The 18,880-nt window shown below is 59.9% G+C and carries 14 protein-coding genes; 6 read left to right on the top strand and 8 right to left on the bottom strand.

All coding sequences use genetic code 11. The annotated features are described in order from the left end of the window. The first annotated feature begins 11 nt into the window (after positions 1-11). Positions 12-614, top strand: coding sequence for a GNAT family protein (locus tag E6W33_RS16780; protein ID WP_136418458.1), 603 nt, complete (start codon positions 12-14; stop codon positions 612-614). After that, positions 608-1,777 carry a hypothetical protein gene (locus tag E6W33_RS16775; RefSeq protein WP_136418457.1) on the top strand — a complete coding sequence of 390 codons (1,170 nt, stop codon included), beginning with the start codon at positions 608-610 and terminating at the stop codon, positions 1,775-1,777. Before E6W33_RS16780 ends, E6W33_RS16775 begins: the two co-directional genes overlap by 7 nt. A 147-nt stretch (positions 1,778-1,924) precedes the next feature. Here E6W33_RS16775 and E6W33_RS16770 read toward each other — a convergent pair whose 3' ends face one another. Further along, positions 1,925-2,755: a response regulator gene (locus E6W33_RS16770; protein WP_136418456.1), complete on the bottom strand. Its 831-nt coding sequence runs from the start codon at positions 2,753-2,755 to the stop codon at positions 1,925-1,927. 288 nt (positions 2,756-3,043) lie between these two features. Between E6W33_RS16770 and E6W33_RS16765 the strand changes: the two genes are divergently transcribed. The 3 genes from E6W33_RS16765 to parC are packed head-to-tail and all read left to right on the top strand — an operon-like array spanning position 3,044 to position 8,128. Beyond that, entirely contained in the window at positions 3,044-5,032 is a 1,989-nt protein-coding gene (locus E6W33_RS16765; RefSeq protein WP_136418455.1) for a DNA topoisomerase IV subunit B, read from the top strand. Between the two features lie 4 nt (positions 5,033-5,036). After that, entirely contained in the window at positions 5,037-5,801 is a 765-nt protein-coding gene (locus E6W33_RS16760; protein WP_136418454.1) for a transglycosylase SLT domain-containing protein, read from the top strand. 14 nt (positions 5,802-5,815) lie between these two features. Continuing rightward, complete coding sequence (gene parC, locus E6W33_RS16755) at positions 5,816-8,128, top strand: DNA topoisomerase IV subunit A (protein ID WP_136418453.1); 2,313 nt, start codon at positions 5,816-5,818, stop codon at positions 8,126-8,128. A gap of 50 nt (positions 8,129-8,178) precedes the next feature. Here parC and E6W33_RS16750 read toward each other — a convergent pair whose 3' ends face one another. The 6 genes from E6W33_RS16750 to E6W33_RS16725 form a co-directional block, all read right to left on the bottom strand. Continuing rightward, entirely contained in the window at positions 8,179-10,512 is a 2,334-nt protein-coding gene (locus E6W33_RS16750; RefSeq protein WP_136418452.1) for a DUF4214 domain-containing protein, read from the bottom strand. 318 nt (positions 10,513-10,830) lie between these two features. Beyond that, the gene (locus E6W33_RS16745; RefSeq protein ID WP_136418451.1) at positions 10,831-12,021 is read right to left on the bottom strand and encodes a PLP-dependent aminotransferase family protein; all 1,191 of its coding nucleotides are present in this window, start codon (positions 12,019-12,021) and stop codon (positions 10,831-10,833) included. Between the two features lie 166 nt (positions 12,022-12,187). Next, a complete protein-coding gene (locus E6W33_RS16740; RefSeq protein ID WP_136418450.1) occupies positions 12,188-13,411 on the bottom strand; it encodes an aminotransferase class V-fold PLP-dependent enzyme in 1,224 nt (407 codons plus the stop codon). Between the two features lie 42 nt (positions 13,412-13,453). Then, positions 13,454-13,912, bottom strand: a complete 459-nt coding sequence (locus E6W33_RS16735; protein ID WP_136418449.1) for a RidA family protein — start codon at positions 13,910-13,912, stop codon at positions 13,454-13,456. 59 nt (positions 13,913-13,971) lie between these two features. Then, positions 13,972-14,853, bottom strand: a complete 882-nt coding sequence (locus tag E6W33_RS16730; protein ID WP_247869673.1) for a DMT family transporter — start codon at positions 14,851-14,853, stop codon at positions 13,972-13,974. 15 nt (positions 14,854-14,868) lie between these two features. Further along, positions 14,869-15,846, bottom strand: coding sequence for a threonine dehydratase (locus E6W33_RS16725; RefSeq protein WP_136418448.1), 978 nt, complete (start codon positions 15,844-15,846; stop codon positions 14,869-14,871). 102 nt (positions 15,847-15,948) lie between these two features. Between E6W33_RS16725 and E6W33_RS16720 the strand changes: the two genes are divergently transcribed. Further along, on the top strand, positions 15,949-17,421 hold the full coding sequence (locus E6W33_RS16720) for a PLP-dependent aminotransferase family protein (protein WP_136418447.1): 1,473 nt from the start codon (positions 15,949-15,951) through the stop codon (positions 17,419-17,421). A 10-nt stretch (positions 17,422-17,431) separates the two neighbouring features. Here the strand turns inward: E6W33_RS16720 and E6W33_RS16715 are convergent, their stop codons facing one another. Next, positions 17,432-18,871, bottom strand: coding sequence for an efflux transporter outer membrane subunit (locus E6W33_RS16715; RefSeq protein WP_136418446.1), 1,440 nt, complete (start codon positions 18,869-18,871; stop codon positions 17,432-17,434). Between the last annotated feature and the right edge of the window lie 9 nt (positions 18,872-18,880).

Genomic DNA, 18,880 nt, shown 5'->3' with positions numbered 1-18,880 from the left:
GGATAGCAGTCATGGCCTTTGTCGATGCGGTCACGCTGAGCGGCCGGCATGCCACGCTGGAACCGCTGGCACTGGAACACGAAGAAGAGATCAGGCTGGCCGTTGCCGATGGCGAGCTGTGGAACCTCTGGTTCACGACTGTGCCAAGGCCGGAAGGCGTGCGCGACTATATCGAGCAATTGCTTGCGCAGCGAGAACGAGGCGAGGTGCTCGCCTTCGCGGTGCGCGACAACGAGAGCGGCCGGATCGTGGGCGGAACACGCTATCTGCATATCGACGAAAACAATCGTCGCCTTGAAATAGGCGGCACCTGGTACGCGCAACGGGCGCAACGCACGGCCATCAATACCGAGTGCAAGTTGATGCTGCTGGCGCATGCATTTGAAAAGCTGCGCTGCATTGCGGTGGAGTTCCGCACCGACTGGTTCAACAAGCGTTCGCAGGCGGCGATCGAGCGGCTCGGCGCCAAGCGCGACGGCGTATTGCGCAACCATATCATCATGCCCGACGGGCGCATTCGCGATTCGGTGGTCTACAGCGTGATCCAGAACGAGTGGCCCGGCGTGAAAAAAAACCTGCTGTACAAACTGGAAGCCGGAGGGCTGACATGTTGATCGATTTTTTCTTTACCCTCAAAGACGCGAAGATTCCGGTGTCGATCAAGGAATTCCTGATCCTGCTGGAAGCCATGCAGAAAAACGTCATCAGCCCGTCGCTGGACGATTTCTACTTCCTGTCGCGCACCACCCTGGTCAAGGATGAAGCCCATTACGACAAGTTCGACAAGGCATTCGGACTGTACTTCAAGGGCATCGATGCGATCTTCGAGAAGCATCCGGACATCCCGCTCGAATGGCTGAAGAAGCGCATGGAGCGCGATCTCACGCCCGAGCAGATCGCGGCAATCGAGAAGTTCGGTTACGACAAGCTGATGGACCGGCTGAAGGAATTGCTGAAGGAGCAGAAGGAACGCCACGAAGGCGGCAACAAATGGATCGGCACCGGCGGCACTTCGCCGTTCGGCAATGGCGGACAAAACCCGGAAGGCATCCGGATCGGCGGCGAAGGCGGCAATCGCACTGCGGTGAAAGTCTGGGAGGCGCGTGCTTATCGGGACTACGACGATGAGCGCGAACTCGGCACACGCAACATCAAGGTCGCCCTGCGCCGCCTGCGCAAATTTGCGCGCGAAGGTGCGGACGAAGAACTGGCGCTCGACGACACGATACGTGCGACCGCCAACAATGCCGGCTATCTTGACATCAAGATGCAGCCGGAGCGCAAGAACAACATCAAGGTGCTGATGCTGCTGGATGTGGGCGGCACGATGGATGACCATATCGCGCGTACTGAAGAACTGTTTTCGGCGTCGAAAACCGAATTCAAGAACATGGAATTCTTCTACTTCCATAACTGCGTTTACGACTACTTGTGGAAGAACAATCGGCGCCGTCACGCGGAACGTTTTCCGACCTGGGACATCCTGCGCAAATACACGCCGGATACCAAGCTGATTTTCGTCGGCGACGCGACGATGAGCCCGTATGAAATCCTGCAGCCGGGCGGCTCCGTGGAATACAACAACGAGGAAGCCGGCGCCGAATGGCTGCAGCGTTTTACCAGCACCTTCCCGAAATTCATCTGGCTGAATCCGGAACCGGAAGGTTTATGGCAATACCGTCAGTCGATCTCGATCGTCCGGCAACTGATGAACAATCGGATGTTCCCCGTCACGATCGAAGGGCTGGAACGCGGAATGCGCCTGCTGAGCAAGTAGCTGGATTGTCCACGGAAAGCACGGAAGACACGGAAAGAATTCAAGGCTGCGGATTGTGGCGATGCTCCGTACCCTGCGTCACATGCGGCGGCCTGGTCTTCCTTGAATATTTCCGTGTCCTTCGTGTGCTCCGTGGACCAATAACTATCAACGCGGAAACGGAAGAAATTTCCTCAGCGCAGTGATCAAGTGATGGCTGGCGAGCGGCTTGTTGAGGAAGCCGTCCGCGCCAACGTAATTCGCCTGCTGCAGGTCGTAAACAAAGGGTTTGCTGACCAGGAAAATCACCGCGATCTTGATCGGCGAGTCCTTTTCCTTGATGGCCCAGGACAGGCGGTAAGGATCAATACCGGGCGTGGAAGTATTAATGAGTACGGCCGAGATCGGCTCTTGCTTGCACAATTCAACCGCCTCGACTTCGCCATTGACCCACACCACCCGCGTCTGCTGGCGCGCCAGCAGGTCGGAGAGGTAGTCGCGCAGCGCGGGACTTTTATCGACAACCAGTACAACCCCGTCGCGGCGCACCTTGGAGCGCATTTTTTCGTATTCGGCGGGGTCGGTGAGATCCAGGTCCAGACGGTCGCGCCGCCGGCGTTCCGGCACGGTCACGATATCGGATGCTTCCAGTCGCGACAGCGCGTCGGCCCGCTTTTCGACCAGATTGTCGAGCGCTTCGAACAGCACCGGCCATTCGAACGGACGATCGATCCGCGCATACGGCAGCTCCACGCCTGGCCGGCCGATCAGCAGGGCCGGCCGGACATCGCTCGGTCGCAGGTCGGCAAGGCTGACCAATGCCTTCAATTCGTCCGCATTGGCGACATACAGGTCTGGATCCTGCAAGTTGCCGTCCTCGAGACGAAAATAGCCGTAGTTCTTGCCTTCCTCGTTTGCAAAGGCGTTTTCGAATGCCAGTATTTCCTGCAAGGAAAATCCGATCAGACGTACGGCGAAGGGAAAATTATGGGACGACATGGGCTTTCATTTTATAAAGATTTTGCCCTGTTGCACTACATTAATTGCAGGACAAACACCGCACCGGCCATATTCTTCGGCCAGAGTTTCCAAACTACAACATCGGGTCGCTCGCCGGCCTCTGGTCGGCACCCCGCCTCGCGGCTTTTCCCGTCCGTATTGGAAGTGGCGTCTTTGCCCCCACATTAGTTCACGCGCAGCCAGCTCTGATTTTTCATTAGAATGCTGTGACTTATGTTTAAATACATTCCCTCAAGCAATAACAGCATTTTTGGCATCCTCATCTGAATGGCAACTAGAAAATCCTCCGCATCCGACTACAGCGAATCGTCCATCCGGGTCCTGAAAGGACTCGAGCCGGTCAAGCAGCGCCCGGGCATGTACACCCGCACCGAGAATCCGCTGCATATCATCCAGGAAGTGATCGACAACGCGTCGGACGAAGCGCTGGGCGGCTTTTGCAAGAACGTCTCGGTGACGCTCAATACTGATGGCAGCGTCAGCGTCGAAGACGACGGACGCGGCATCCCGGTCGGCTTGCATCCGGAAGAAAAAGTGCCGACAGTAGAAATCGTGTTCACGCGCTTGCACGCGGGTGGCAAATTCGACAAGGGATCGGGCGGCGCATATTCCTTTTCGGGCGGCCTGCATGGCGTCGGCGTCTCCGTCACCAATGCACTATCCTCGCGCCTGGAAATCACTGTCTGGCGTGAAGGCGGCGAGCACAAGCTCACCTTTGGCGATGGTGACGTGATTGAAAAACTGAAGTCGCGCCCCCTGTCGAAGGACGAGCGGCGAACCGGCACGCGCGTCACGGTCTGGCCGAATCCGAAATACTTCGACTCATCCGCCATTCCGGGCGCGGAATTGCAGCGGCTGCTGCGTTCCAAGGCAGTGCTTCTGCCCGGCGTCAAGGTGACCCTCACCAATGCCAAGACCGGCGACACGCAAACCTGGCAGTATGATCAGGGCCTGCGCGGTTATCTGGTCGAATCGCTGGCGCAGTCCTCCAACGCCGACCCGCTGATTCCTTTGTTTGAAGGTGAGCAATATGCGAGCGGCGAGACCGATGGCTTCGCGGAAGGCGAAGGCGCGGCATGGGTGGTCGCCTGGACGGAAGAAGGCAATGTGGTGCGCGAGTCCTACGTCAACCTGATTCCGACACCGGCCGGCGGCACACACGAAGCCGGCCTGCGCGAAGGCTTGTTCGGCGCGGTGAAGAGCTTCGTCGAAATGCATTCGATGCTGCCCAAGGGCGTGAAGCTGTTGCCGGAAGATGTGTTCGCACGCGTATCTTTCGTGCTGTCGGCCAAGGTGCTTGATCCGCAGTTCCAGGGCCAGATCAAGGAACGACTGAATTCGCGCGACGCGGTGCGCCTGATTGCGACCTTCACCCGGCCCGCGCTGGAATTGTGGTTGAACCATCATGTCGACTATGGCAAGAAGCTGGCCGATCTAGTAATCAAGCAGGCACAATCCCGCCTGCGCTCGGCGCAGAAGGTCGAAAAGAAGAAATCTTCCGGCGTCGCGGTTCTGCCGGGCAAGCTGACCGATTGCGAATCGGATGACGTGAGCCGCAACGAACTCTTCCTGGTCGAGGGCGACTCGGCAGGCGGTTCGGCCAAGATGGGCCGCGACAAGGAATTCCAGGCCATCCTGCCCCTGCGCGGCAAGGTGCTCAATTCCTGGGAGACCGAACGCGACCGCCTGTTTGCGAACAACGAAATTCATGACATCGCGGTGGCTATCGGCGTCGATCCGCACGGACCGAACGACACACCGGACCTGACCGGTCTGCGCTACGGCAAGATTTGCATCCTGTCCGACGCGGACGTGGACGGCTCGCACATTCAGGTCTTGCTGCTGACCCTGTTCTTCAAGCACTTTCCGCAACTGATCGCGCGTGGGCACATCTGCGTTGCGCGCCCTCCGCTGTTCCGGGTCGACGCGCCAGCGCGCGGCAAGAAGCAGGCGCAAAAGCTGTACGCGCTGGACGATGGCGAACTGACGGCGATCGAAGACAAGCTGCGCAAGGACGGCGTGAAGGATGGCGCATGGACCATCTCACGCTTCAAGGGTCTGGGCGAAATGAATGCCGAACAGTTGTGGGAAACCACGATGAATCCGGATACACGCCGCTTGCTGCCGGTATCGCTGGGCGACTTCGATCTCGCTGCATCGGAGTCTCGCTTCAATATGCTGATGGGCAAAGGCGAGGCAGCCGCACGGCGCGCCTGGCTGGAAGAACACGGCAACGAAGCCGAAGCGGATATCTGATCCGATGCGACTGAAAAAGGCCATCGCCGCGCTATGTCTGGGTATCGCGTCCGCATTCGCGCACGCCGATATCTATGGCTATATCGACGCGAATGGCACGGGGCATTTTTCGACCGAGAAGATCGATGAGCGCTATCGGCTCTTCCTGCGCGGCAACGCTTCTTTCGATTCCTCGCAACTTGCGCCATCCGCTGTGCCTTCGCAACAAACACCGCTGTTTGGATATCTGTCGCGGCATCCGAATCTGCAAAAGTACGAGACGCTGCTCAATGCGGCGGCCCAGGAATTCGAAATCGATTCCGCGCTGCTGAAGGCGGTAATGGCTGCCGAGTCCGGCTTCGACACGCACGCCGTGTCGGCGAAGGGCGCCGTTGGCCTGATGCAGATCCTGCCCGCGACGGCGGAACGCTATGGCCTGCAGGGCGACAAAAAGAAAACGCTTGAGCAGAAACTGACCGATCCGAAGACCAACATCCGTCTCGGCGCACGCTACCTGCGCGACTTGCACAAGCTGTTTCCGTCCCGGCCGGAACTGGTGATCGCATCGTATAACGCGGGCGAAGGCGCGGTGCAGAAGTACAACAATGCGATTCCTCCGTACCCTGAAACCCGCAGCTACGTGCAGATCGTGAAACAGTTTTATCAGCTATACCGGCCCGCGGCGCAGGCGCTTGCCATCGCCGCGCTCACCGACAATGCGACGACCACCCGCCGTATCCACATGACGATTCCCGGACGCCGGAACATGCCGGCGCCCACACTCGAATAATTCGCACAACCGCAATGACTGAACAAGCCAACCTGTTTGAAGACATGCCGTCCGGAGACGGCGAAGCGCTGACTCTTGCCACCTTTGCCGAGCGCGCCTATCTCGACTACGCGATCTCGGTGGTCAAGGGCCGCGCCCTGCCCGATGTATGCGACGGCCAGAAACCGGTGCAGCGCCGCATCCTGTACGCGATGAACGAGCTCGGCCTGAATTCGACCGCCAAGCCGCGCAAGTCCGCGGCAGTGGTCGGCGATGTGCTGGGCAAATTGCATCCGCATGGTGACCAGTCGGTGTACGACGCGCTGGTGCGCATGGCACAGGATTTCTCGCTACGTTATCCGTTGATCGACGGCCAAGGCAATTTCGGCTCGCGCGACGGCGACGGTGCGGCGGCAATGCGTTATACGGAAGCGCGCCTGACGCCGATTTCCCGCTTGCTGCTCGATGAAATCGACATGGGCACCGTGGATTTCCAGCCGAACTACGACGGATCGACCGAGGAGCCGAAGCTGCTGCCGGCGCGCCTGCCCTTCGTGCTGCTGAACGGCGCATCGGGCATTGCAGTGGGTCTTGCCACGGAAATCCCGTCGCATAACCTGACTGAAGTCGCCAAGGCTGCGGTCGCGATGATCCGCAATCCGAAGATCACGCATGCGGAGCTGATGGAAATCATTCCAGGTCCTGATTTCCCCGGCGGCGGGCAAATCATTACGCCGACCTCCGCGATTGCGGAAATGTACGAGAATGGCCGAGGCACCTTGAAGGTGCGCGCTCGCTGGAAGATCGAAGACCTTGCGCGCGGCCAGTGGCAGGCGGTGGTCACCGAACTCCCGCCAGGCACCTCTGCGCAAAAAGTGCTGGAAGAAATCGAGGAGTTGACCAATCCGAAGGTCAAGCTGGGCAAGAAGTCGCTGCTGCCGGATCAACTGACGATGAAGCAGATGATCCTGTCGGTGCTCGACACCGTGCGCGATGAATCGGGCAAAGATGCGCCGGTGCGCCTGGTATTCGAACCCAAGTCGAAGAACCAGGACCAGACCGAATTCATGAACATTCTGCTGGCCCATACCTCGCTGGAGACCGGCACCTCGATCAACCTGGTGATGATCGGCGGCGACGGCCGGCCGCGTCAAAAGGGACTGGGCCATATCCTGCGCGAGTGGATCGAGTTCCGCTTTGCCACGATGACCCGCAGGACGCAATTCCGCCTGCAGAAGGTCGACGACCGCATTCATATCCTCGAAGGTCGCGAAGCTGTCCTGCTGAACATCGACAAGGTCATCAAGATCATCCGCGAATCGGATGAGCCGAAGCCCGCGCTGATGAAGGCATTCAACCTGTCCGACCGGCAGGCGGAAGACATCCTCGAAATCCGGCTACGTCAGTTGGCGCGCCTTGAAGCGATCAAGATCCAGCAGGAACTGGCCGAATTGCGCAACGAGAAGACCGGCTTGCATGATCTCCTCGACAATCCGTCTTCCATGAAGCGTCTCGTCATCAAGGAAATCGAAGCGGATGCAAAGCAGTTCGGCGACGCACGCCGCACGCTGATCGAGGAAGCCGAGCGCGCCGTGTTCGAGCAGAAGGTGCAGGACGAACCGGTCACCGTCGTCGTCTCGAAGAACGGCTGGGTGCGCGCACGCACCGGCCATGGCCACGACCCCGCACAGTTCACTTTCAAGGCTGGCGACAGCCTTTACAGCACCTTCGAATGCCGCACGGTGGATAACCTGCTCGCGTTCGGTTCCAACGGCCGCGTCTACTCTGTCGCCGTCTCTGTCCTGCCGGGCGCGCGCGGCGATGGCGTGCCGCTCACGAGCCTGATCGAACTGGCCAGCGGCACGCGTTTGCTGCATTACTTCGCCGGTCCGTCGGATACGCTGCTGATGCTCGCATCGACTGCCGGTTATGGCTTTACTGCAAAGGCGGGCGACATGGTCAGCCGCGTCAAGGCCGGCAAGGCATTCATGACGCTGGATGAAGGCGATGAGCCGGTGACGCCGCGCATCGTCGCCGCCGATGCCAGCGCCATTGCCTGCCTGTCCGAGAAGGGGCGCCTGCTGGTCTTCGGCCTTGATGAAATCAAGACCCTGTCCGGCGGCGGACGCGGCGTGATCCTGATGGAACTGGAGAAAAATGAAAAGCTGCTCGCCGCACAAGCGATCAGCCAGAAAGGCGTGATCGTGTCCGGCATCGGCCGTGGCGGCAAGGCACAGGAAGTCACACTGTCCGCTTCATCGCTCGGAAATCATATCGGCAAGCGCGCCCGCAAGGGCAAGGCGCTGGAGTCGAAGATCAAGCCGGCTGCGCTGGCGGCGGTGAAATAAGGGAGTACGCCTCGGCGATGCGCTGAACGGCGCGTCGCCGGTATTGCCGTTCAGGCGTAGGGTGTGTATTCGATGCCGTTCTGGATCACGCCGATCACCTGTGCGACGTTTTCAGCGCTCTCGCTGAAGTCGACAAGCACTTGAATCGGTGTCGCCTCCTGGTGGTCCAGCTTGTCCAGCCACCATGCATACCCGCCCGCATCGGGCGCGCGGTGGAGTACGTTCTGATAGTAGTGGGTAAGCAAGTCGGCGTTTGTTGGTGAAGGCCCATACAAGGATTTGAATTCCGCCGAGCTGTAGAAATCGTTCGCTACGCCCTGCAAGGTGGCGCCAACGTCCAACGCATTCATCCAGAAACCGATGCCAGGCAGATCCGGCGCGCGGTCAAACGCCGCTTGGTAGAGCCGGTATGCCTTCCCAGCATTGCCATCGATATCGAACGCCATTGCAGTGTCACTGAAAATAATCCGCTCGATATTGCTCAGTGTCGCCGTTTCCTGTGTGCCGCTATTGGCACCAATTATGATCCCGCCAGCATTCTTGCTGACCGCATAGTTGCTTCGCGCGCCAGAGAAGGTGGCGGAGTCTACGCCACTCCCCCCATCCATGATGTCATTTCCGCCTTGTCCAATCAGACGGTCATTGCCCGAATTTCCCGATATGCTGTCATCTCCCGCACTGCCAAAAATTGTGTCGTTCAACAAAGATCCGGTGAAAGTCTGACCGACGCTGGAATCGCTTGCCAAGACGAGAGACATGTTGGAAAACTGAACCGTTTCGACACCAAGCAAGGAATCGCTTCCTTCGGTGCCTGCCCGGTCAATAACTTCATATCCGGCAGCAGTTCTGACCACAGTGAAATTGCTTCGCAGTCCGTTGTAAACTGCGGCGTCGGCACCAGTCCCACCGTCAATGACATCATCACCACTTGCGCCTGTAATACTGTCATTTCCACCTGAACCCCAGAGATGGTTACCAATCGAATTTCCGATGATGATGTCGTTTCCACTTCCACCCTTTGCATCTTCGATCACAGTACCAAAATTCACTGTGATCTGGCCAGCGGATGAAATCAATGAGGCCTTCGAACCGATATAGCCCCAATAGCCTGGTTCAAGGTACAACGTAATGGGCTGAGCAATGGCCGTACCGTCAATGGTATCGCTGCCGCCGCCGTCCCAAAAGAAATTGGCGCTGGCGGTCCGCAGGGTGAATACATTGTTTGTTGTAATGGCAGTGCTCGGACCGTACAGATACTGAAGCGCGGCGATATCGAAGGAAGAATAATGCAGGTGATATTCCTGTGGTCGATCGGTATAGCTCATCACAGACCACTGCGTGCTTTCCTCCGCTGATGGTAGAAACGGACCTTCACCGTACGAACCATCTGCCGAAACATGGGAGAAGGTGTGCTTGAGGCCGAGGGCATGCCCAATCTCGTGAATCAAGGTTAAAGCGGAGTACTGACCGTCCTGTGGCGCCAGATTCCCTGGCGTCGTGTTATCCAGCAGGACGTCGCTGCCTGCCGAATCATCGTAAGGATAGTACGCGTAACCGACCGAAGTGCTCTGGATGTTATTTGCAAAAACGATGGTATTCAACGCGCTCGCATCGGTCGTTTCGACAAAATGCAGATCGATTACGCTCGATATGTAAGCCAGCGCCTGTTTAGCAAATGCCTTTTGCTGCTCGTTGAACGGCGTGAACCCATTCTTGTCTTCCGCCGAAAATTGTGATGGTGCCGATGTCGGAAAGGCGTAGTAAATTGTCTTGCTGCCCTCCAGCAGTGGCTGGAACCATGGAGCATCTCCAGGCAGCAAAGCGTCGATCCAGTATGGCAGACGCTGCACACCCGATGCCCATGACCAGTTCTCTACATCCGGATTGGTCTTGTAGAAATCCACATAGACAACGCCACTGTCCGTGCCCGCGCTGTCGTAAATACCTGCGTGCAGGTCACGAATGAGGTAAGTGTCATTCCCGGAGCCACCGGCGAGCAGATCGTTGCCGGTTCCGCCATCAAGTGTATCGTTGCCGGCCCCTGCCTGCAGGTAGTCGTCGCCACTTCCTCCTTGCAGCAGGTCATCGCCGCCCGCTCCGTAGAGCTCGTCGTTTCCGTCACCACCGTTGAGTGCGCCGCTCGCAGTGCCGGCAAGCACAAGCCTGTCATCACCTGCATCGCCATACAATGTGTTGATACCAGAGTCGTCGTACAGATAGTCGTTACCAAAACTGCCATACAAGACATCGTTTCCGCCACCGCCGTTCAGCGTATCGTTGCCGTTTATTCCATATAGCGAGTCATTCCCGTCGTAGCCGAAAAGCTGGTCGTCGCTTGCGGTTCCGACAAGCGTTTCACTTGAGTTTGTGCCTGAGATATTCATATTCGGACTTGTTTCTTGACGGCTTGCGACGTACCCCGTCGAGAGACGGGAAGGATGCACAACTCACAGTCGCAAAGCAACTCGGTGCACAGTTGCGCACTTGTGCGGGAAGCAAGTCACTTGAATGTTACTACAAGGGAAGAAAGAGCCGCAATTGAAGCAGGGCCGGGGCTCGGCCGAGAATAGCCGGTGTTGTATTCCCGCCTAAACAAAGTTGTACGGAAAGAAGGAAGTCAACGAGGAAGGTGCAGCGAACGCCGCAGCAATTACTTCACTGCGGCGAGATTCAACGAACGGTAGCGACGATCGATCGCGAATTTACATTTTCGCGGCAATCAATTTGCCAAGCCGTGCCACGCCTTCGCGAATTTTTTCAGGCGGGGTGACGAAGCTCAGTCGCAGCGTGTTGGCCTGCGGCGCGTTGGCGTAGAAGGGTGCACCGGGAACGAACGCGACATGCTCTGCAATCGCTTCATCCAGCAGTTTCATGCTGTCGATGTGCTTGGGCAGCGTGACCCAGATGAACATGCCGCCTTCCGGCTTGGTCCATGTCACCGACGAGGGGAAGAACTCCGTCAGCGCAGCCAGCATGGCGTCGCACTGATCCGAATACAACTTGCGTATCGTGGGAATGTGGTCGGTGAGGAAACCATCCTTCACGACTTCGTGCACCACCATCTGCGTCAACTGTGCAGTGTGCAGGTCGGCCGCCTGCTTGGCCTGCTCCAGCTTGCGGATCAAGGGCACCGGCGCCACCACATAGCCGAGGCGGATGCCGGGGGTCAGCACCTTGGAGAAGGAGCCCATGTAGATCACGCCATCGGGATTCATCGTCAGCATCTTCGGCAGCGGTTCGCCGCGATAGCAGAGCGCGCCGTAGGGATCGTCCTCGATCAAGGGCAGGCCGAGCCGCGCGCAGGTTTCGACGAGCGCAAGTCGGCGATCGACCGAGAGCGTGCGGCCGGTCGGGTTCTGGAAATTCGGCAATGCATACAACAGGCGCGCGCCCTGCCCGACGCTCGCCACCTGGTCCGGCAAGAGCCCGTGATCATCAGTCGCCACCGAGACAAATTGAGGACGATACAAGGAGAATGCCTGCAGCGCGCCCAGATAGCTCGGCGTCTCGACCAGCAGCTTGCTGCCCTCATCGACCAGCACCTTGGCCAGCAGATCGAGGCCTTGCTGCGAACCCGACACCATCAACACCTGTTCCGGGACGATCTTTGCACCATTCACCGACAGTGAATTGGCAATCCATTCACGCAATGGAGCATAGCCGTCGGTCGGGCCGTACTGCAGTGCGACCTTGCCCTCTTTCGACAATACCGTGTCGAATGCCGCGCGCATGCGCTCTACCGGAAAAGTCGCCGGGGACGGCAATCCACCCGCGAAGGAGATGATTTCCGGCCGCACGGTAACCTTCAGGATTTCGCGGATGGCCGAGCTTTGCAGTTGTTGTGCGCGCTCGGAGAATTGCCACTGGATGGGTGTCGGATTTTCCATTTTCATTGCTTGTCTCACTTTGTTGATGGCGGCATGTGCGGTGCATTGCGAATGGTGGTACACATCACATTGGCCTTGTTTTCAGGTTCGCTTGTGGCGACCTGCCGAAAAACGGCATCGGATACATGCCGTAAAAATACCGGATTGTAACGGCGTCCCGCGATCACGGGTTCTAGATTTGTGCGTCCGCGCCTCGTACGAAAAATTTTTCCGAAAGGCCTTTCTCGAGTTCGGCAATGCCCGACGGCAGGTCGAGCACCGCGCCCGCATATTGCATGCTCGATCCCAGCGCGTGCAGCGTCCTGAACAGATTGTGCGCGCGGCTCTGTTCGCCCATTTGTCCGATGCGCACGATGTTCAATCCGAAGGAGCCGGAAATTTCCACGCGATGCACGCGCGACATATGGGTTCTGACCGCGTCCGCCGACACGCCGTCGGGAATAGTGATGCCGACGACTGAATTCAGGCGCACGGGTTCCGGCACAAGCAGTTTCAGGCCCATGGCTTCGATGCCGCGCTGCAGGGCCTTGGAACAGAGTTCGTGACGGCGGAAACGGCGCGTCAGCGTTTCATCGCAAACCAGGCGCAGCGCCTCGTGCAGCGCGAGGATGCCGGATACCGGCGCGGTGTAGTGATAGGACTTCTGATTCCAGAATTTGTCGGCCAGCAGCGCATCGAGGCACCAGTGCGTAATCGGCTTCTCGCGCGCCTCAATGCGCTTCCATGCATTTTCCGAAAACGCGAGCAGGGAAACGCCGGGGATCGATGACAGGCCCTTCTGCCCGCCGGTGATCACGGCGTCCACCTTCCAGCGGTCCATCTCGAGCGGCATGGTGCTCAGGGTGCACACCGCATCGACGATCACCATGCAGCCGTACGAGTTGGCGAGGCGCGCAATGGCTTCCAGATGGCGGTTGAAGACGGTGTTGGAGGTCTCGCCCTGCACGATCGTGAGTGTCTGGTAATCGCCCTGCTTCAGGTGTTGCTCGATGATGTCCGGCTGGGCGGCTTCATTGTCAGGCACGGTCACGACGGTGACTTCCGCGCCGACGCGTGTTGCCATCTCGGCCATGCGGCGGCTGAAATAGCCGTTGCAGACAGCCAGCACCTTGCTGCCCGGCGCGACCAGATTGCAGATCGCCATTTCCATGGCCGCCGAGCCGGGGCCGGCGACGCCGAGCACATGTGTCGATGCGGTCTGGAAAACGTAACGACCCATTTCCTTCACCTGCTCGATTACCTTGTTCATCGTCTCGCCGAGATGATTGATGACGATCGAATTGGCGTAGGCGACCTTGTGCGGAATGGGCACCGGTCCGGCGCCCATCATCAGCAAGGGTTCTTCGGGAAGGATGTGGTCGAGCGAGACGACTGAGGGCGGATGATAGGTTTCCATGGAGCGGGCCGGTCAATAAAGGGGCGATGTGGTTGTTGCGGTTCAGGCGACTTCTGCGATCAGCTCGATTTCGACGCACGCGCCGAGCGGAATCTGCGCGACGCCGAAGGCGGAACGCGCATGCCTGCCCTGCTCGCCGAATACTTCGCCGAACAGCTCGGACGCGCCGTTGGTGACCAGATGCTGCTCGGTGAAATCAGCCGTCGAATTCACCAGGCTCATGACCTTGACGATGCGCTTGACGCGATTGAGGTCGCCGCCGCAGGCTGCCTGCAAGGTGGCGATCAGATCGACGGCGACAGCCCGCGCGGCCTGCTTGCCTTCGTCTGTGCCCATGTTCTTGCCGAGCTGGCCGACCCAGGGCTTGCCGTCTTTCTTTGCGATATGACCGGAAATGAATACCGTGTTGCCGGTTTGCACATACATCACATAGGCAGCCGCAGGTGAAGCGACAGCCGGCAGATCGATGTTGAGGGCTTTGAGTTTTTCGTAGACTGACAAGATGCACTCCAGGAATAAATGTGGCTGGCGCCGGTTACAGGCGTAAAAAGAGGATGATTTTACCTCTTGATCGTCATGCGGCGTCCAACGGCGACGACTGCAACGACGGCAATGGCGAACAAGACGGTATTTGCATCCATCTTCTCGCCGAGAATGAGTGCCGCGCCAATCAGCGTCAGGAAAGGTTGCAGCAATTGCACCTGCCCGACCCGCGCAATCCCGCCCAGCGCCAAACCTTTATACCAAAAGAAGAACCCAATAAACATCGAAAATAGGGAAACATAACCGAATCCTAGCCAGGCTTTCGGCGATGCATCGATGCCGTAGCGCCAGCCGAGCCAGACCGTGACCGGCAACAGAATCGGCATGGAAAGCAGCAATGCCCAGGAAATCACCTGCTGTCCGCCCATGGTTTGCGACAGGCGGCCGCCTTCGGCATATCCCATCGCTGCCGCGACCACCGCGCCGAACAGGGCGAAATCGGCGGCATGCAATGTGCCCCCGCCTTGCCACAATGCAAAGGCAATCACGAGGACGCTGCCCGCGATCGCTGCAATCCAGAATCCGACGGATGGCCTCTCACCGAAGCGCAATGCGCCGAACAAGGCGGTTGCCAGAGGCAAGACGCCAATCACGATCGCGCCATGCGAAGCTGGCACGTAACGCATCGCAATCGACGAAAGCACGGGGAAGCCGACCACCACGCCCAGCGAGATGACGGCAAGCGCACGCAGTTGGCTGCGCGTCGGACGCGGCGCACCCAGCCACCAGAGCAGCAAGCCCGAACCGATTGCAGCCACGACCGCGCGGCCGAGTGCCACCAGCACGGGATTCAGTTCCGCCACCGCCATCCGGGTGAACGGCAGGGTGAGACTGAAAATCGCGACGCCGATGGTGCCGAGCCACATGCCGCGGCTTTCCTGCCTGATGACTGCACTCATGCATCGATCTCCATCTCAGGAAAGGGAATCCGCAGCGAGGATCCGTGCGAACTGATCATGGTCGACATTGCCGCCGCATAGCGGCACGCCGATCTTGCGGCCGCGCAGGCGATCCTTCATCTGCATGGCGGCGGCCAGCGGCGCGGCGCCGGCGCCTTCGGCGACATTGTGCGTGGCGATGTAGTACAGCCGCATGGCCGCGGCCACTTCATCGTCGGTGACGGCTACGACGTCGTCAGCGTACTTCATGATGATGGCGAGCGACTCTTCGTCCGGCACACGACAGGCCATGCCGTCGGCGATCACCGCAGTCACCGGCGATTCGATCTTGCGCTTCTGATCGAAGGACAGCTTGTAGGCAAGCGCATGCGCCGACACCACGCCGATGATCCGGGTGCCGAGCCCCAATGCGTTGCGGGCGGCAATAGCAGCGCAAATGCCGGAGCCCTGACCGATCGGCACGAAGATCGTGTCGAGCTCCGGTTGCGCGCTCAGGAATTCCATCCAGTAGCTTGCGACGCCGCTCACGAGGTCATGGTGGAATGAGGGAATCATGTGCAGTTGCTGCTCGTCGGCGAGCCGCGCCGCATGCTCGCGACTCTCCTGGAACTCCTTGCCGTGTTCGACCAGGTTCACGCCGAGCGCGCGCATGGCGGCATTCTTTTCCTTGCTGTTCCCATGCGGAACGACAATCGTCGCTTGCAGTCCCTGGCGGCGTACCGCAAAGCCGACCGACTGACCATGGTTGCCGCGCGTGGCGGAAATCACGCCCTTGACCTGCGGAGCGCGCCTGGCAAGTTCGTGCATGTACACCAGCCCGCCGCGCACCTTGAAGGCGCCGGTCGGCGTGTGGTTTTCATGCTTGACCCAGACCTCGGTGCCAAGCGCTTCGCGCAGCAGCGGCCAGGCATATTGCGGCGTGGGCGGCATCGCGCGATAGATGATTTGCGCGGCGGCTTCAAGCGCGTTCCGGTCGGGAAGTTGATGTGTCATGGTCGAGGTTGCAGTTTGTTTGTGGTTGAACTATCCTAATCGACATCACCGATACAGTACCAGTACAGTTAATCAAATAAATTTGATCACTGTCACGGCAAAATGACCAATACAGCCCGCTCTCGTAAAGCTCCCGCCGAACTCAGTCTCGCTGCGCCGCAAGTGCTGTCGCGCCAGGCGGGGGAATCGCTGGTCGATCAGATCGTGCGCTCCGTCGAGTCGCGCATCGATGACAAACTGTTGCGCAGCGGCGCGCGCATGCCCTCGATCCGGCAATTCGCGGAGACCCACCGCGTGTCGCGCTTTACGGTGGTCGAGGCCTATGACCGCCTGGTAGCGAAGGGCTATCTGGAGTCGCGGCGGGGTTCGGGCTTTTATGTGCGGGAGCGCTCGCCGATGGCCGTGACGGGCAGCAGTCCACGCGCGATCGACGCGCTGCCGCAACAACTGGACGTGGTCTGGCTGGTGCGCAACATGTTTCGCCAACATCCTCCCGAGAAGATGCCGGGCTCCGGCCTGCTGCCGAGCGACTGGCTGGATGGCGAGCTGATCGCCAACGGGCTGCGCGCGATCAGCCGGCAACACCAGAACCTGCTGCTGCAGTATGGCAATCCGCAAGGCTTCCTGCCGCTGCGCCAGCAATTGCAGCTGAAGCTGGCCGAGCTGGAAATCGCTGCGATGCCGGATCAGATTGTCACGACCTCCGGCATCACGCAGGGGCTGGACCTGATTGCGCGCCACTTCACCCAGCCGTGCGACACCATCCTGGTGGATGATCCGGCATGGTTCCTGATGTTCGGCTCGTTCGCGACGCTGGGCGCCAAGGTGGTCGGCGTACCGCGCCTGCCGGACGGGCCCGATATCGCGAAGCTGGCCGAACTGGTGGCGGCGCACAAGCCGAAGCTGTATGTGATCAACTCGGTGCTGCACAACCCGACATCAACCTCGTTGTCGGCGGCAAAAGCCTTCCAGATCCTGAAGATCGCCGAGCAGCACGACGTCACCATCGTGGAAGACGATATCTACTGCGATCTGCACCCCGGCAGCGCGGTCCAGCCCGCAACCCGCATCGCGGCACTCGATCAGTTGAACCGCGTGATCTACCTTGGCGGTTTTTCCAAGACGCTCGCAGCCAATTTGCGCGTCGGCTTCATCGCCACCTCCGAGGAAATGGCCAAGCGCCTGTCCGACCGCAAGATGCTCACGACGCTGACCACCTCCGACCTGGGCGAGCGCATCGTGTACAAGATCCTGTCCGAGGGCCACTATCGCAAGCACGTCGACCGCCTGCGCGGCAAGCTCGACGCAGTGCGCGACAAGACCATCAAGCAAATGGAGCGCATCGGCGTGAAGGTCGACATCATGGCGCCGGCGGGAATGTTCGTCTGGGCGGATGCCGGCTGCGACACCAATGTGCTGGCCGAAAAGGCATTGCAGGAAGGCTACCTGCTGGCGCCCGGCAGCCTGTTCTCACCGAGCCAGCTGCCCTCCACGCGCATGCGGATCAATGTCGCGAACATGGCGCAGGGCGGCGTGCTGCGCATCCTTGAGCGGCATATCGGCGAGATCACCTGAACGCGTTTTGTCATGGTTCGGCGTGCCATCCGCCGCCCAGTGCCTGGATCAGTGCGATGGCGGCAGTCTGCCGGTCCGCCTGTGCCTGCACCAGTGCACGCCGCGAATTCAGGGCAGTCGCTTGAGCGCTGACCACTTCCGAATAAGAAACCTGTCCCGCGCGATAGCGATTCAGCATCAGTCGTTCCGCCTCGTCCGCAGCCTGCGATGCCTGCCGCCGCAAGTCCTGCTGACGGGCCAGCACCTGGGCTGCCGAGAGCTGATTCTCCACATCCTGGAACGCGACAAGCACCGTCTGCCGGTAGCGTGCCGCGGCCTCTTCCTGCGCGGCTTGCGCGCCCGCAACGCGCGCGCCGGTCGCGCCAGCATTGAACAAGGTCTGGGCGGCGGACAATCCGAGCGACCAGACCGTGGTGCTTGCGCTGAACAAGTCCGCGACGCGGCTGCCGGCCGAGCCGTAGGAAGCGTTCAGTCCGACATTCGGGAAGTAGGCGGCCCGCGCAATGCCGATCTGTTCGTTGGCTGCCGCGACGCGCCGTTCGGCGGCGGCAATGTCGGGCCGGCGTTGCAGCAGCGTGGACGGCACACCAGTCGGAACCTGCGGCACGACGGCCGACCATGCGGCTGGCGCGAGCGCAAAATCGGCCGGTGCCTTGCCGAGCAGGACGGCAATGGCATGCTCCAGCGCCGCACGCTGGCGCGTGACGCCGGCTTCATCTGCCTGCGCATTGGCGAGCTGCGTTTCTGCCTGCAGCACATCCGTCTTTGTCGCGACGCCGGCAGCATAGCGATTGCGCGCGATCTGCAATGCGCGCTCATAGCCGGCGATCGTGTCGCGCAACAAGGCTCCCTGCGCATCGGCCAGACGCAGTGAAAAATAGTTCGCCGCCAGTTCCCCCTGCGCAGACAGCCTGGCGGACGCAAGATCGGCGGCGCTGGCCTGCGCGCTTGCGCTGGCGCTGTTCGCTGCTCCGCGCAAGCGGCCCCAGACGTCGGGCTCCCAGCTTGCACCGATACTTACTTGCACATTGTTGCCGCTGCGGCTGCTGGCCGTGCGTGCGCTAGACGGTGCGCTCGAGGTGCCACCGCTTCCGGAGCGTGTCGCGCCGGCGTCCAGCGAAACGACCGGGAACAAGGCCGCGCGCTGCTGCTGCACCAACGCGCGCGCCTGCGCATACGCAGCGGTGGCAGCGGCGATGTTCTGATTCGACACTTCAACTGCTGATTCCAGCTCGTTGAGCACCGGATCGTTGAACAAGGTCCACCATGTGCCGCGGTCGAGCGCGTCGGACGGCGTGGCAGCGACCCAGCCCTGTGCTTCCTTGAATGCTGCGGGAGCCGGAGTAGCCGGACGTTCATACACCGGGCTGAGCGCGCAGCCGCCAAGCAGGAGTGGCAACAGGCTCAGGCAAAGCGTACGGCGGCGCAAGGACGGGAAAGAAGATGGCATGGTCGATCA

It is taken from the genome of Herbaspirillum sp. ST 5-3 (assembly GCF_004804275.1).
In the GTDB taxonomy this organism is placed as follows: Bacteria; Pseudomonadota; Gammaproteobacteria; order Burkholderiales; family Burkholderiaceae_D; genus Noviherbaspirillum.
This window is presented reverse-complemented; position numbering and strand designations above follow the sequence as displayed.

What these genes read in the sequence shown, in the direction of transcription:
- E6W33_RS16780 (WP_136418458.1), top strand. Translation starts at nt 12, where the DNA reads ATGGCCTTTGTCGATGCGGTCACGCTGAGCGGCCGGCATGCCACGCTG.
- E6W33_RS16775 (WP_136418457.1), top strand. Translation starts at nt 608, where the DNA reads ATGTTGATCGATTTTTTCTTTACCCTCAAAGACGCGAAGATTCCGGTG.
- E6W33_RS16770 (WP_136418456.1), bottom strand. Translation starts at nt 2,755, where the DNA reads ATGTCGTCCCATAATTTTCCCTTCGCCGTACGTCTGATCGGATTTTCC.
- E6W33_RS16765 (WP_136418455.1), top strand. Translation starts at nt 3,044, where the DNA reads ATGGCAACTAGAAAATCCTCCGCATCCGACTACAGCGAATCGTCCATC.
- E6W33_RS16760 (WP_136418454.1), top strand. Translation starts at nt 5,037, where the DNA reads ATGCGACTGAAAAAGGCCATCGCCGCGCTATGTCTGGGTATCGCGTCC.
- parC (WP_136418453.1), top strand. Translation starts at nt 5,816, where the DNA reads ATGACTGAACAAGCCAACCTGTTTGAAGACATGCCGTCCGGAGACGGC.
- E6W33_RS16750 (WP_136418452.1), bottom strand. Translation starts at nt 10,512, where the DNA reads ATGAATATCTCAGGCACAAACTCAAGTGAAACGCTTGTCGGAACCGCA.
- E6W33_RS16745 (WP_136418451.1), bottom strand. Translation starts at nt 12,021, where the DNA reads ATGAAAATGGAAAATCCGACACCCATCCAGTGGCAATTCTCCGAGCGC.
- E6W33_RS16740 (WP_136418450.1), bottom strand. Translation starts at nt 13,411, where the DNA reads ATGGAAACCTATCATCCGCCCTCAGTCGTCTCGCTCGACCACATCCTT.
- E6W33_RS16730 (WP_247869673.1), bottom strand. Translation starts at nt 14,853, where the DNA reads ATGAGTGCAGTCATCAGGCAGGAAAGCCGCGGCATGTGGCTCGGCACC.
- E6W33_RS16725 (WP_136418448.1), bottom strand. Translation starts at nt 15,846, where the DNA reads ATGACACATCAACTTCCCGACCGGAACGCGCTTGAAGCCGCCGCGCAA.
- E6W33_RS16720 (WP_136418447.1), top strand. Translation starts at nt 15,949, where the DNA reads ATGACCAATACAGCCCGCTCTCGTAAAGCTCCCGCCGAACTCAGTCTC.
- E6W33_RS16715 (WP_136418446.1), bottom strand. Translation starts at nt 18,871, where the DNA reads ATGCCATCTTCTTTCCCGTCCTTGCGCCGCCGTACGCTTTGCCTGAGC.